Raw genomic sequence first — 13489 nt, 5'->3', positions numbered from 1 at the left:
CACATGTCTGTTCTCGATCTGCACGAAACCGGAATGCCTGTGCGGGTGTTCGCGGGCACCACCGCGGTGCCACCGCCGGCCTGCCCGACGCCGATGGCAGCGCACCGGGCACGCCGCGCCTTCGTGGTCCGCCTGGCCGTTGCAGCCGCGCTGACCGCACTGGCCTATGCCGGGCAGTATGCCGAAGTCCTCTCCGACGCCCTGGCCGGCTCGCGCACCGCGTTCCTGGTCGTGGTCCCGGTGTTACTGGTGCTGATCGCGACGTCCTACCGGACACCTCCGCGGGGCGTCGGAGACGCCGAGTCCGACTGGATCATCGCCGCACTGGCGGGCGCGGCCGGCTTCACCGCCATCCACCTCGTCGGAGAGCGGATGCCGTCGCTGTCCGCGCTCTGGCGACTACCGATGCTCGGTGTCGCGGTGTGGTTCGCGTGCCTGCTCGTCATCCTGTTCGGGATCCGCCACGTGCTGCGGATGTGGCCGCTGTGGCTGTTCGCGGCGAGCACCTTGACGCCGCTGCCTTATCTGGTGACCGTCGCGATGTTCGGCGGATCCCAGACCGCTGCCGCCCTGGTAGCGGCTGCGCTCGGAGCCGTGGCGGTATACCTCGCCGGACGCCTGGCCCCGCTGCCCTGGCAGCTGGGCGCCGCCCTCGGATGCGCTGTCATCTCGACCGGTTTCGTGTTCTCGGGCATTCCCGGCAACCTGCTGCTCAAGGTTGTCGTGGTCGGCGCCGTTCTCCCCGTCGCCGCATGCGCCGCGCTGCGCCTGGCCGAGCGCACGGGCGAGGAGCGCTTGGTCCGCGGCTATCCGCGGCCGTCCCCGGTCACGCTGGCGGTCCTTGCCACAGTGTCCGCCGCTCTTTTCGTGCTCCACCCGCCGGCCCCGGCGGCCAACGCGGTGCCGGTGGCCCATCCGGACTGGATGCAGCGGTCCCAACTGGGGCCACCCGAGGACTACGACTTCGTCAACCGCTACCTGGGCGAGGGCGCGACCCTGCACCGCTACCCGGTAGCTCCCGCAGCCGGCATGCCGGTCGCCGTCGTCGACGTGATGAGCTCGCCTGACCTCGCGATGCTCAACGACTACCCGGATGCGGTCTGGTATCCGACCAAGCGCCCCGTGGAGTATCGTCCGGCCGGGCTGAACGGCCTGTCGGACTTGGACTCCTACCGCGCCGACGTGATCCACACCGATGCCTCGACGGCCATCGACAATGCGAGCCGCCACTGGTACGCGGTGACATGGATTTGGCACGCCGCCAACAGCTTTCAGCGGGTCACTGTCGTGGTCAACCAGGACGCCGCCTCGCACCGTCAACCGCCGCCCCCGACTCCGCCGACGCTGATGAACTCCGCTGTCGAGCCTGCGCTGTGGATCGCCCGCCAGCAGGCCATCACCGAGGGCGCCGTCGATCCGCTCGTGATCCGCCGGGCCACCGACGTGGTGGAACTCCTGATGGCTTCCGCGGCCCAGGACAAGGGAGACCCAGAGGCGCTGACGGGTGCCTGAGACCGGACCGGCAGCCATGCTGCCGACTCATCTGTCCGCGCGCAGGCAGGTCGGCCGACGAGCGATGACGACCGCGGTCGCGGTCCTCATCCTCCTGGCCGCCGCGGCCTTCGCGATGCCCGACGTCATCGCCCCCACACTCATGTGCGTCGTGACGATTCTCTACCTGGTGGCGACGGTCGACCGCCACTATCTGCTCATCAAGGGCATGGGTTCGTCAGCCCTGATCGAGGTGACCGACGACGAGGCGTTCGACATTCCCGAAGCCGAGCTACCGGTCTACACGGTGCTGCTGCCGGTCTACGACGAACCCTCGATCGTGTCCAACCTCATCAGCGGGGTGCTCCGACTCGACTATCCGCGCGACAAGCTCGAGATCCTCTTGCTGATCGAGGAAGACGACATCGCCACCCAGACCGCGCTGTTGGACGCCGACCTACAGGACATCCGAGTGGTGATCGTCCCGGAGAGCCATCCGCGGACCAAGCCGAAGGCGTGCAACTACGGCATGTCCCTGCCCGGCCTCTGCGGCGAGATGGTGACGATCTATGACGCCGAGGACATCCCCGAGCCGTTGCAGCTTCGCCGCGCCGTCGCCGCGTTCCGCCGATTGCCGAAGGAGATCGGTTGTCTACAGGCACGTCTCGGGTACTTCAACGAACGGCAGAACCTGTTGACACGCTGGTTCTCGATCGAGTACGACCAGTGGTTCGGTCTGATACTGCCGGCAGTCGAGGAACTGGGATGCGTGGTGCCGCTCGGCGGAACATCGAACCATATGCGCACACGCACATGGCGCGACATCGGCGGATGGGACGAGTTCAACGTCACCGAGGATGCCGATCTCGGGGTCCGGCTCGCCCGCTACGGCTATCGCACTTTGATCCTGGACTCGATCACGTTGGAAGAAGCCAACTCTGACGTCATCAATTGGATACGCCAGCGGTCACGCTGGTACAAGGGTTACCTGCAGACCATGCTGGTGCACCTGCGTGACCCGGTGGCCCTGCACCGTGAGATCGGCACGAAAGCCACCCTGCGGTTGATCAACATGACCGGTGGAGTGCCGATGACCAGCGCGCTGAACATCGTGTTCTGGTTCACGATGGTGCAGTGGATTCTCGGCAGGCCGGCATTCATCGAACACCTCTTCCCACCGGTGACCTACTACCTCTGTCTCATGTTGTTCATTGTCGGAACACCGGTTTCGATCTTCATGGGGCTCATCGTCACGAAAACCCTGGACAAGCCACATCTGTGGTGGGCCGCGCTGGTGATGCCTCCGTACTGGATCCTGCAATCGATCGCGGCGCTGAAGGCAGCAATCCAGTTGGCGATCAGACCCTCCTATTGGGAGAAGACCGTCCACGGCCTCGGCCGTCCACACGACACCCAGACCACCGCTGCGGCGAGCAGCTGAAACTTGCTGGAGCGAACACCATGACTATGAAATTCGCACGACGACTGAATACTTCGGAAAGGGCTACCCCAATGCGTTCGGCTCGGTGGCTCCAGCGGGTGACAGTGCGCCTCGGTGTACCCATCGTCGCGGCCCTGGCGCTGTTCGCCACCCCGCTGGCCTCCTCGCCGACGGCGTGGAGCCAGCCGGATGTCACCGGCGTCGTCCTGACCGCGGATGCGCTCGGCATGAGCCCGACGATCGGGTTCAATTCGGCGAACTCGCCGCAGACGATGTCCATTCCCGCGCCCGACGGCGCACAGCCCGGGTCCCTGACCGGCCAGATCCAGTCTGTCAGCAATATCACCACCGGCTACCTCGAATTCAACAGGGAGGACGGCAGTCTCCTCACCTCCGTGCCGATCCCCGACGTCCGCCTGGGTCAGGCGACCGTGCCGTTCACGGTGGACTTGTCGACCGTCACAGTTCGGGACCACTTCGCGCGGGTCGTCATCGTGCTGCGGCAGACCGACGGCGACTCGATCTGCGGCACCCCGCCCAACGTCACTCTGAGCAGGCTGTCGGTCAATTTCGACACCCAGCCCGGCCGCCCACGAACCCTCGATCAGTTCTTCCCCGCGGTGGTCTCGACGGTCGACATCCTGGTCGACCCCGCGCCCGACCACTTCGAGTCCCAGACGGTGCTCAACCTGGTGTCCATGCTCAACGTCCGATATCGGGCACTGGCACTGCATTTCAACGTCCGGCCACTGCCGCGCCAACAGGAGCCGCCGCCGGCTCAATGGGATCCGATGCGGCGCACCATCGTCGTGCGCAGCGGGACCGAGGCGCAGGTCAAGCTGGTCGAGGGCGCCGGTTCGCCGTACCTGACCATCAGTGGCGAGGGCAGTGAACTCGTGGAGCAGACAGCGTTGTTCCGCTCCGAATTGCTCGCACTCGCCCAGACGCCCTCCACGACAGTCGATTCTGTCGAGCAGTTCGAGGTTCGCGGCGGTGGCTCGGCGTCCTTCGAGCAGCTCGGTGTCTCCGGCCGGCTGTCCGTGCTCGGACAGGCCTCGATCTACTCGACGCCCGACACCGCGATGTTCGGGCTGGGCAACCCGGGTGCGATCGAGACGCACCTGATCGCCCACCACACCCCGGTGAAGGCCGACGAGAAAGCGACGGTCACCGTCCAGTCGGGGGGCCGGGTGTTCTATTCCGCCGGGCTGGGCGAAACCGGACTGCTCGATGCCAAGTTCACGATTCCCGGCGACCTCGGCGGCAGCATGGCCGGATGGGAGATCCTGGTCTCCTACGAGCCGGCACCCGGTGCCTGCAATCCGCGCACCGTACCGCTGACCTTCGAACTGGACGGGTCGTCGACCGTCGCCGTGACCGGCGGAAGCGTGCTGATGGGTGGATTCAGCGCGTTACCCGTTGGTTTCTCACCGACGTTCCAGGTCGCACTCGGCGAGTCGACCCCCGAATTCCTCAGTCGGGCCGCGGCGATCATCGCGTCGGTGCAGCGATTGACGGCCCAGCAACTGCAACCGAATCTGGTCGACCTGCCCGAAGCCATCGGCAACCGCACCAGCGCATTGATCGTCGCCGATTCCGCCCAACTCGGGCAGGCAGCGCTCGACTCACCGATCGAATCCGGCGGGGAGGCAGAGATCACCGCGGTGTTCGCATCCAAAGATCAAGTCACGCTCGACCTTCCGGAGGGACTGGGCAGCATCCAGGCGTTCGCCGACCGAGGGCGCACCGTCGTGCTGGTGACCACCTCCGGGGACTGGGAGCTGGTGGACCGAGCCCTCGATTACATCGCGGGATTGCAACGCGGTTGGCGCGACCTCGCCGGTGACGTCGTCGTGGCGGGCCCCGACGGGGAACCGAAGAACCTCACCATCCGCGCGCGAGGCCCCGAGCTTCAGGTCATCGACACGGGCACCCAATGGCTGCCCTGGGCACTGACCGGCGGCGCCGCCGTCCTTGTCGGTTCATTCGCGTTGGCGGCACTCGGCATTCACCGCCGGCGGCGCGGCAGTCGTGACGCTCATGCCGCTGACTGACGAGCGCAGTACCGAAGCCGGCCCCACTGATCACGGTGGCCGGGTGACCGTAAGCGACCGCCGTCCCGGATTCGTCCTGTTCGTCGTCTGCTTGGTCTCCTATACCGCGCTGGGCTACTTCCTGTTCCGCACCGGCTACATCAACCCGGACGCGACCAGCCGAACCGGCAACGCCGGATACGTGGTGATGAGCAGGTTCCCCCACCTCGGCGCGGTCGGGTTCGTGTGGAATCCGCTACCGAGTTTCGCCCAGATCCCGCTGCTGTCACTCAGCCACTGGTGGCCCGAACTCAAGACGCTCGGGCTCAGCGGCGTCATCCAGAGCGCAGGGTTCATGGCCGGAGCGGTTGTGCTGATACGGCGCATCGCCATCGACGCCGGCGCTTCCACCGTGGTGCGCGTGCTCGCCGTCGCCGCCTTCGCGCTGAACCCGATGATCGTGCTCTACGGCGCGAACGGCATGAGTGAGGGCGCCTTCTGCCTGGTGCTGCTCTGGGCGTGCCGCCGCCTCATCCGGTGGGTCCGCCGCGAAGCGACGGTCGATTTATGCATGGCCGGTTTGGCTTTCGGGACGGCCTACCTGGTGCGCTATGAGGCGCTCATCGCTGCCGCGGCTGCCGTCACCCTGGTCGTCGGGGTGTCGCTTGTTCGGCACCGCGCAACGAAGCAGTGGAAATCGGCGGCCCACGTAGCGCTGCACGACGGCGTCATCATGGGTTTCCCGATCACCTGCGCGTTCGTGGTGTGGGCACTGTCCGGATGGTTTCTCGACGCCAGTCTGCTCGCCCAGTTCACCTCGCAGTACGGCAACAGCGCGCAGGTGGCGACTGTAGGCATCGTCGGGGTCGGTGACGTGGGCGTCGCCCCGCTGCTGAAGACGATCGCCGCCAGCGTCTTCGGCATCGAACCGCTGGCACTCGTCGTCGTGGCGGCGGCCGGCGCGGCGTCGGTGTACTGGCGGCGCTATGAAACGCTCGTACCGATCATGGTGTTCGGCTCCATCCTGCTTTTCCAGTCGGTGGCCATCCTGCTGGGCTCCACCTTCGGTTGGTTCCGCTTCTTCATCGTCCTGGTACCGCTGGTCATCGTCGCACTGTTGACCAGCTGGCCCGCGTCGTCGGAACGAACTGCCGCGGTGAGGTTTACGCACACAGCGATCTCGGCCGTCATGGCGGCTACGCTGATTTCCTCGATCCCGGCCACCTGGCAGTCGATGTTGAATCCGGCGATCGGCAAAGAAGAGTACGGTCTGCGTTCTGTGCTCTGGCCGGAGCAGTATCCGCCGAGCGAATTCTGGTACTTCTGGTCCGGCGAGATCGCCGAGAACACCGTCAGATGGTTCGACGATCAGGATCTGCCGGACGGGTCGGTGTTGATGGATACCTTCGGCCTGGCCCGGATGTGGCTGGCCTCCGAGGATCCGCACCAGTTCGTGGTCCGCAGTGACTACGACTTCTTCGACAAGCTGAACCAGCCGTCGGAGAGCGGGCTGCGCTACATCCTGGTGCCGCGGCCGTCGGGTCTGGGCAAGTTGGACGCGGTGAACATTCGTTACCCCACGATCTGGGACGACGGCGCCGGTATCGGCACGCTGGTGATGACGGTCACCGGCCCCAACGGGGGCCAACAATTCCGCATCCTGCGAGTCCACCCGAGGGAGTGACTTCCGGCCGGCTCAACCGGCCGTCATGTCCACCGGCACCCGCAGGGTGGCCACCAGCCCGCGGTGATCGGCGCCGGGCACGGTGACCGTGGAGACGCTGGCGGCCGAACAGTTCTTCGTCAGGATGTGGTCGATGCCGATCAGCGGAGGGCGCATCTCGCGACCCGGGTAGGTGCGCACCAGCCCGGCCCCGGCCTCGGTGCCTGCGTCGCCGTAGCCCTCGGCCAGCAGCCGCCGGAACGGCGCCATGTCGACGGTGGCGTTGAAGTCACCGGCCACGATCACCGCACCCGCTCCCGCGGTCTCGCCGACCTCGCGCAGCGTCTCGGGCAGCCGCGCGATGTCGGAGCGCCAGCCGTCGATCGGGGTGGGCCAGGGCCCGGGCAGGTGAACCGACAGCACCGTGGTGTCCACCCGCACACCGGGAATGCGGATCCGCGCGCCCACCATCGGCATCGTGTAACCGTCGATGCGCCCGGAGTGCACGATCGGATGCCTGCTCCAGATGCCGATCCCGGACGCGTTGCGCGCCGGCACGATCACCCGGTACGGGAAGACGCCGTCCATCCCCGCCGCCGACAACCCGTCGGCCGAGGCCTGCGTCATCTCCTGGACGGCGACGACGTCGGCGACGTCATCGGCCAGTGCGACGAAGGCTTCCGGGTTCGCCTGTCCCAGAAACAGATTCGCGCTCAACACCCGCACGTAGACGGCTGGCACGTCGGCCGCGGCCGAGCTCAGGTACCGCGGCACGTACATCCACATCAGCGCGACCGTCACCGTGACCGCCACCAGGGTCAGCAGCCAGCGTCTGCCCACCGCCAGCAACAGCATCGCCACCGGCGCCGCGAGCGCCAGGTAGGGCGCCGCGGCGGCGACGAGGAGCGTGGGGTGCCCGGAGATGGGCACGTAGCGGGCGCCGAGGCCCACCACCGCGACGGCCAGGGCACACAGGCCGAGTACCGTCGCGGGAATCCGGATCATCTGGCTGCGCCGGTGCTCAGCCGAGCTTGCGCAGCCTCGGTTCCAGGTCGCGCTGGAACAGTTCCAGGAAGCGGCGCTGGTCGTGACCGGGGGCGTGGAACACCAGGTGGTTCAGTCCCCAGTCGAGGTAATCCTTGACCTTGGCCACCGCCTCGTCGGGGTCGGACGCGACGATCCAGCGCTTGGCGACCTGCTCGATGGGCAGCGCGTCGGCGGCCTTCTCCATCTCGATCGGGTCGTCGATGGAGTGCTTCTGCTCGGCGGTCAGCGACAGCGGCGCCCAGAACCGGGTGTTCTCCAGTGCCAGTTCCGGGTCGGTGTCGTAGGAGATCTTGATCTCGATCATCCGGTCGACGTCGTCGGGGTTCTTGCCCGCCGCCTCGGCCCCCTCGCGCATGGCCGGGATCAGCTTGTCCTTGTAGAGCTCCGCACCCTTGCCCGAGGTGCAGATGAAGCCGTCGCCGGCCCGGCCCGCGTACTTGGCGACCTGGGGCCCGCCCGCGGCGATGTAGATCGGGATGCCGCCCTCGGGCACGTCGTAGATCGAGGCGCCCTTGGTCTTGTAGTACTCGCCGTCGAAGTCGACCCGGTCACCGAGCCACAGCTCGCGCATCAGCCGGACCGATTCGCGCAACCGCGCGTAACGCTCCTTGAACTCGGGCCACTCGCCCTCGTAGCCGGTGGCGATCTCGTTGAGCGCCTCACCGGTGCCCACACCGAGGAAGATGCGGTCCGGGTACAGGCATCCCATGGTCGCGAACGCCTGGGCGATCACGGCGGGGTTGTACCGGAACGTCGGGGTGAGCACGGAGGTGCCCAGTTTGAGGCGCTTGGTGCGCTCCCCCACCGCGGTCATCCAGGCCAGCGAGAACGGCGCGTGGCCGCCTTCGTGGCGCCACGGCTGGAAGTGGTCGCTGACGGTCGCACTGTCCATCCCGTGCTCTTCGGCGGCGACCGCCAGTTCCACGAGCTCGCGGGGCGCGAACTGCTCCGCCGACGCCTTGTATCCCAGTCTGAGTTCAGCCACGCTTCTGTTCTACTCCACTCGTTACGCTCACGAGATGGCAGCAGGCTCAGCGCGGCTGGTCCGGATCACCGAGACCGTCCACTTCGCCCAGACCGACCTGGTGAACTGGACGCTCGTGACGGGCGGTCCGGACAACGGCGGCGGGGTCGTGCTGATCGACGCCGGGTATCCGGGCCACCGCGACGACGTGATCGGGTCGGTGCGTGAACTCGGCTTCCGGCCCGAGGACGTCCGCGCGATCCTGTTGACCCACGCCCACGTCGACCACTTCGGTTCGGCGATCTGGTTCGCCCGGGAACACGGCACCCCAGTCTACTGTCACCGCGACGAGGTCGGCCACGCCAAGCGCGAGTACCTGGAGCAGGCCTCGCCGCTGGCCGTCGCCGCGCAGGCCTGGCGGCCCCGGTGGCTGAAGTGGACGGTGGCGCTCATCGGCAAGGGCGGGCTCGGCCACACCGGGATCCCCACCACGGCGGCGCTGACCGACGAGGTCGCCGCGGGCCTGCCCGGCACGCCGCGCTGCGTCCCGACGCCGGGCCACACCGGCGGGCACTGCTCGTATCTGGTGGACGGGGTGCTGGTCAGCGGCGACGCGCTGGTGACCGGGCACCCGGTGTCGACGAGGCGGGGCCCGCAGTTGCTGCCGTCGGTGTTCAACCACGACGAGGACGCATGCCGGCGCAGCCTGGATGCGCTGGGCGTGCTGGACGCCGAGGTGATGCTGCCCGGCCACGGGCCGGTGTGGCGGGGCCCGGTGCGCGAGGCGGTGAATCAGGCGCGGCTGCCGTGAGCCGGCACGCCTACAGCCCGAGGTGGTCGCGCAGGGTGTCGCCGGTGTAGCCGGTGCGGAAGCTGCCGCGCTCCTGCAGCAGCGGCACCACCCGGTCGACGAAGTCGTCGAGGCCGCGCGGGGTCAGGTGCGGCACCAGGATGAACCCGTCGCACGCGTCGCTCTGCACGTGCAGGTCGATCTCGTCGGCGACCTGCGCGGGGGTGCCGACGAACTGCTGCCTGCTGGTGACCGCGATGACGAGTTCGCGGATGCTGAGGTTCTCGGCGGCGGCCCGCGCACGCCACGCCGCCGCGACGGCCCTGGGGTCGCCGTGGCGCACCCGGCCCTGCGTCACCGTCGGGTCGTCGGCGGGTTCCACCTCCGGCAGCGGGCCGTCGGGGTCCAGCTCGGACAGGTCACGCTGCCACACCTGTTCCAGCATCGCGATCGCGGTCGGACCGCTGACCTGCTGCAGGCGCACATGGCGGGCCTTGTCCGCGGCCTCGGCCGCGGTGTCGCCGAGCACAAAGGTGGCGGCCGGAAAAACCTTGAGATGGTCGGGATTCCGGCCGTAGCCGGCGGCCCTGGCCTTGACGTCGGCGTAGTAGGTCCGGCCGGCCTCCAGCTCGGAATGCAGCGTGAACAGCGCGTCGGCATGCCGGGCCCCGAAAGCTCTACCCTCGTCGGAATCCCCGGCCTGGAACAGCACCGGCTCGCGCTGCGGCAGCGGCGGCAGCGTGGCGACACCGCGCACGTCGAACTGCGGTCCGTGGTGTTCCACGACGCGGATGCGGTCGGGCTCGACGTAGCGGCCGGTGTCGCGGTCGGCGATGACGGCGTCGTCGTCCCAGCTGTTCCAGAACAGCCGCGCCACGGTCAGGAACTCCTCGGCACGCCGGTAGCGGTCGGCGTGGTCGAGGTAGCCGCCGCGCCGGAAGTTGGCCCCGGTGAACGCATCCGAGGAGGTGACCATGTTCCATGCCGACCGGCCGTCGGACAGATGGTCGAGGGTGGCGAACTGGCGCGCCACCTCGAACGGCTCGTTGAAGGTGGTGTTGACGGTCCCGGCCAGCCCGAGGTGCTCGGTGACGGCGGCCAGTGCGGCCAGCACCGTGAAGGTGTCGGGCCTGCCGACCACGTCCAGATCGTGGATGCGGCCGCGGTGTTCCCGCAGCCGCAGCCCCTCGGCCAGGAAGAAGAAGTCGAACATGCCGCGCTCCGCGGTGCGGGCCAGGTGCACGAAGGACTCGAACTCGATCTGGCTGCCCGAGTCGGGATCCGACCACACCGTGGTGCTGTTGACGCCGGGGAAATGCGCGCCGAGGTGAATCTGCTTGCGCGGCTTGTCGACCGTCATGCCGTCAGCCCCCACTGCCGGGCCAGCAACTCGTGGGAGCGCAGCCGGTCGGCGTGGCCGTGGGTCACCGAGGTGACCACGAGTTCGTCGGCGCCGGTCGCGCGCTGCAGAGCGCAGAGCCGGTCGGCCACCTCGTCGGGGTCGCCGACGAACTGGGTCGCGATGCGGTCCCTGACCAGCTCGGCCTCCTCGTCGGACAGCGGTGACACGCGGCCGGGGTCCGGGTAGGGCACCGCGCCGTCGCCGCCGCGCACCGAGTGCACCCAGTGCCCGTAGCTGGAGGCCAGGTGTCGGGCGGTGGCGGTGTCGGCTGCGACCACCACGTCGGCCGAGACCACCACGTAGGGCTGCGAAAGTGTTGCCGACGGCCGGAATTCGGCACGGTAGACCTCGACGGCATCGAGCGCGGTGGCCGGGGTGATGTGGTAGCTCGCGACGAACGGCAGTCCGTGGGCGCCGGCCACCCGGGCGCTCTGCCCCTTGCTGCTGCCGAAGATCCACGGGACCAGGTCCGCGCCCTCGCCGGGCACCGCGTGCGCGTCGACGTCGCCGATCGTGTAGCGGCCGGCCAGCATCGCGAGGATGTCGTCGACCTGGTCGGCGAAATCCGGTGTGACAGCCTCGGGTTGCGTCAGCACCGACATCCGGGCCCGCAACCGCGGGTTGCGCATCAGGGCCGTCACGTCGAACGGCGACGGGATGACCACGCCGTCGATCTCGCGCCACGGCGGAACGGGTTTCTGGCTGCGTCGGGTGGCGCCGTCCCTGGTGGCTTCCCGGCGGCGCAGTCCGGAGCGGCCGACGCCGAGGTCGATGCGGCCCGGATGGAACGCGGCGAGCGTGCCGAAGCTCTCCACCACCGCGACGGCAGTCGTCTGCCCGAGCTGCACGGCGGCCGCGCCCACCCTGATGCGGCTGGTCGCCGCGGCGATCTGGCCGATGAGCACCGCGGGCGCGGAGCTCGCGACGGCGACGAAATGGTGTTCGGCCACCCAGAACCGCTTGTACCCCCACTGCTCGGCATGCTGTGCGAGGTCGACGGTGTTGCGCAGCGCGGTGGCCGCATCGGCGCCCTCCGGTATCGGCGACAGGTCGACGATCGACAGCGGGACGGTCATGGGTTCCCTTTCGCCGCATAGCGATTACCGGCGGTCGGCAGTCCGAGGCGGTGACGCAGGGACTCGCCGTCGGGGTAGGCGGTGCGGAACACCCCGCGCCGCTGCAGGATCGGCACCACTTCGTCGACGATCACAGGCAGATCGGTGGAGTTGACCGCGGGCCGCAGCCTGACCCCCTGCACGCCGTATCGGTGCCAGCGCTCGATCTTGTCGGCGAGTTGCTCGGGCGTGCCGGCGAACACCTCGGCGTCGGAGCGTTCGTCGACCAGGCCGGCGAACGTCACGTACAGGTCGGCGTACACCAGCAGCGCGCCGCCGGCCCGGCGCACCTCGTCCAGCATGGCCGTCACCGCGTCGTCGGCGCCCGGGGTGATGAAGACGAGATCGGCGCTGCCCGCGGCGAATTCGTAGACCCGCCGGTTGTGGGCCAGCGCCGCCACCACCGGTTGGCCCTGGGGTGGGCGTGGGGTGATCGACGGTCCCTTCACCGAGAAGAACGGCCCGGAGAAGTCGATGTAATGCAGCTTGTCCCGGTCGACGAAGCGGCCGGTGGCGGTGTCGCGGATCACGGCGTCGTCCTCCCAGCTGTCCCAGAGCCGGCGCACCACCTCCACCGCGTCGGCGGCCTCGGCGAACAGGTCGCCGAGCGCGTCGGGGTCGCGGCTGCCGAACAGTTCGGCCTCGTGCCGCGACGCGCTGACCCTGACCTGCCAGCCGGCCCGGCCGCGGGAGATGAAGTCAAGGGTGGCAATGGCTTTGGACACATGGAACGGTTCGGTGTGCGTGGTGTTCGCGACCGGGATGAGCCCGATGTGCCGGGTCGCGGGCGCCACCCGCGCCGCGACCAGCACGGCGTCCGGTCGGCCGGCAAGCCAGCGGGCGTCGATCTCGGGGCGGCGCCGGCGCTGCGCGGTCAGCGAGTCGTCGAACGTGGCGAAGTCCAGCAGGCCGCGTTCGGCGGTGGTGGCCAGTTCGGTCCAGTGCCGTCCGCTGGTGACCGGCGCCGTGGCGGTGGTGTGCCGCCAGGCTTCCGGGTGCCAGCCGTGGCCCTCCAGCGCGACGCCCAGGTGCACGGTTCCGGTCATCGCAGCACCTTCAGGAACGCGATCGGGTAGACCTCGCCCTCGGCGGGCAGCGGCGCGGTCAGCCGCCGGTAGTCCATCGAGGTGTAGAGCGCCTCGGCCTCGGGTTGGCGGTCGCCGGTGGTCAGGTAGACCCGCGAATAGCCACGGGCCGCGATGTCGGCCTCCAGTCGCGAGACCAGCGCGCGGCCGTAACCCTTGCGCCGGTGGGCACTGTCGGTCCAGATGCGTTTGAGTTCGGCCGTGTCGTGGTCGAAGCGCCGGAACGCACCGCCGGTCACCGGGCGGCCGGCGAGCACGCCGATCACCAGGCCGCCGTCGGGGGCATCGAACTCGTCGGCCGGGTAGCCGCGCAGCCAGGCGTGCACCCGGGCGCGGTCGCCGCCGTAACGGCGTGCGTATTCGTCGGCGAGTTCGTCGATCAACGGCGCGGCCAGCGGGTCGTCCTGACCCACTGCCACGAAACGCAACTCATCCACCGCCGGAACGGACATCACCTC

General features: G+C 68.7%; 11 protein-coding genes. 5 read left to right on the top strand and 6 right to left on the bottom strand.

Going from position 1 to position 13489, the window contains the following annotated elements; all coding sequences use genetic code 11:
• Positions 1-3 precede the first annotated feature (3 nt).
• From C6A87_RS03020 to C6A87_RS03005, 4 genes are all read left to right on the top strand, one after another.
• A complete protein-coding gene (locus C6A87_RS03020; RefSeq protein ID WP_311115913.1) occupies positions 4-1512 on the top strand; it encodes a hypothetical protein in 1509 nt (502 codons plus the stop codon).
• A gap of 16 nt (positions 1513-1528) precedes the next feature.
• Positions 1529-2932 carry a glycosyltransferase family 2 protein gene (locus C6A87_RS03015; protein ID WP_396837150.1) on the top strand — a complete coding sequence of 468 codons (1404 nt, stop codon included), beginning with the start codon at positions 1529-1531 and terminating at the stop codon, positions 2930-2932.
• Positions 2933-3030: 98 nt separating this feature from the next.
• Positions 3031-4986: a hypothetical protein gene (locus tag C6A87_RS03010; protein WP_311115912.1), complete on the top strand. Its 1956-nt coding sequence runs from the start codon at positions 3031-3033 to the stop codon at positions 4984-4986.
• Positions 4987-5029: 43 nt separating this feature from the next.
• Positions 5030-6649, top strand: a complete 1620-nt coding sequence (locus tag C6A87_RS03005) for a hypothetical protein (RefSeq protein WP_311115911.1) — start codon at positions 5030-5032, stop codon at positions 6647-6649.
• 12 nt (positions 6650-6661) lie between these two features.
• On the opposite strand, the gene C6A87_RS03000 is transcribed toward C6A87_RS03005, so the two are convergent.
• Both C6A87_RS03000 and fgd read right to left on the bottom strand, forming a co-directional pair.
• On the bottom strand, positions 6662-7633 hold the full coding sequence (locus tag C6A87_RS03000) for an endonuclease/exonuclease/phosphatase family protein (RefSeq protein WP_311115910.1): 972 nt from the start codon (positions 7631-7633) through the stop codon (positions 6662-6664).
• A 16-nt stretch (positions 7634-7649) separates the two neighbouring features.
• Entirely contained in the window at positions 7650-8660 is a 1011-nt protein-coding gene (gene fgd / locus C6A87_RS02995) for a glucose-6-phosphate dehydrogenase (coenzyme-F420) (protein WP_311115909.1), read from the bottom strand.
• 34 nt (positions 8661-8694) lie between these two features.
• Between fgd and C6A87_RS02990 the strand changes: the two genes are divergently transcribed.
• Entirely contained in the window at positions 8695-9450 is a 756-nt protein-coding gene (locus tag C6A87_RS02990; protein ID WP_311115908.1) for an MBL fold metallo-hydrolase, read from the top strand.
• 10 nt (positions 9451-9460) lie between these two features.
• Here the strand turns inward: C6A87_RS02990 and C6A87_RS02985 are convergent, their stop codons facing one another.
• The 4 genes from C6A87_RS02985 to C6A87_RS02970 are packed head-to-tail and all read right to left on the bottom strand — an operon-like array spanning position 9461 to position 13483.
• A complete protein-coding gene (locus C6A87_RS02985) occupies positions 9461-10789 on the bottom strand; it encodes an NtaA/DmoA family FMN-dependent monooxygenase (RefSeq protein WP_311115907.1) in 1329 nt (442 codons plus the stop codon).
• On the bottom strand, positions 10786-11907 hold the full coding sequence (locus C6A87_RS02980) for an LLM class flavin-dependent oxidoreductase (RefSeq protein WP_311115906.1): 1122 nt from the start codon (positions 11905-11907) through the stop codon (positions 10786-10788). Before C6A87_RS02980 ends, C6A87_RS02985 begins: the two co-directional genes overlap by 4 nt.
• Positions 11904-12992 (bottom strand): LLM class flavin-dependent oxidoreductase, encoded by a 1089-nt coding sequence (locus C6A87_RS02975; protein ID WP_311115905.1) that lies wholly within the window; start codon positions 12990-12992, stop codon positions 11904-11906. Before C6A87_RS02975 ends, C6A87_RS02980 begins: the two co-directional genes overlap by 4 nt.
• The gene (locus C6A87_RS02970; RefSeq protein WP_311115904.1) at positions 12989-13483 is read right to left on the bottom strand and encodes a GNAT family N-acetyltransferase; all 495 of its coding nucleotides are present in this window, start codon (positions 13481-13483) and stop codon (positions 12989-12991) included. The genes C6A87_RS02975 and C6A87_RS02970 overlap by 4 nt, the downstream gene beginning before the upstream one ends.
• Positions 13484-13489 lie beyond the last annotated feature (6 nt).

It is taken from the genome of Mycobacterium sp. ITM-2016-00317, assembly GCF_002968295.1.
In the GTDB taxonomy this organism is placed as follows: Bacteria; Actinomycetota; Actinomycetes; order Mycobacteriales; family Mycobacteriaceae; genus Mycobacterium.
The sequence above is the reverse complement of the archived record's forward strand: the minus strand, read 5'-3'. Positions and strand labels throughout refer to the sequence as shown.

Excerpts from the sequence above, each read along its gene's own strand:
- C6A87_RS03015 (WP_396837150.1), top strand. The coding sequence starts at position 1,529 with ATGCTGCCGACTCATCTGTCCGCGCGCAGGCAGGTCGGCCGACGAGCG.
- C6A87_RS02985 (WP_311115907.1), bottom strand. The coding sequence starts at position 10,789 with ATGACGGTCGACAAGCCGCGCAAGCAGATTCACCTCGGCGCGCATTTC.
- C6A87_RS03000 (WP_311115910.1), bottom strand. The coding sequence starts at position 7,633 with ATGATCCGGATTCCCGCGACGGTACTCGGCCTGTGTGCCCTGGCCGTC.
- C6A87_RS02970 (WP_311115904.1), bottom strand. The coding sequence starts at position 13,483 with ATGTCCGTTCCGGCGGTGGATGAGTTGCGTTTCGTGGCAGTGGGTCAG.
- C6A87_RS03020 (WP_311115913.1), top strand. The coding sequence starts at position 4 with ATGTCTGTTCTCGATCTGCACGAAACCGGAATGCCTGTGCGGGTGTTC.
- C6A87_RS02975 (WP_311115905.1), bottom strand. The coding sequence starts at position 12,992 with ATGACCGGAACCGTGCACCTGGGCGTCGCGCTGGAGGGCCACGGCTGG.
- C6A87_RS02990 (WP_311115908.1), top strand. The coding sequence starts at position 8,695 with ATGGCAGCAGGCTCAGCGCGGCTGGTCCGGATCACCGAGACCGTCCAC.
- C6A87_RS02980 (WP_311115906.1), bottom strand. The coding sequence starts at position 11,907 with ATGACCGTCCCGCTGTCGATCGTCGACCTGTCGCCGATACCGGAGGGC.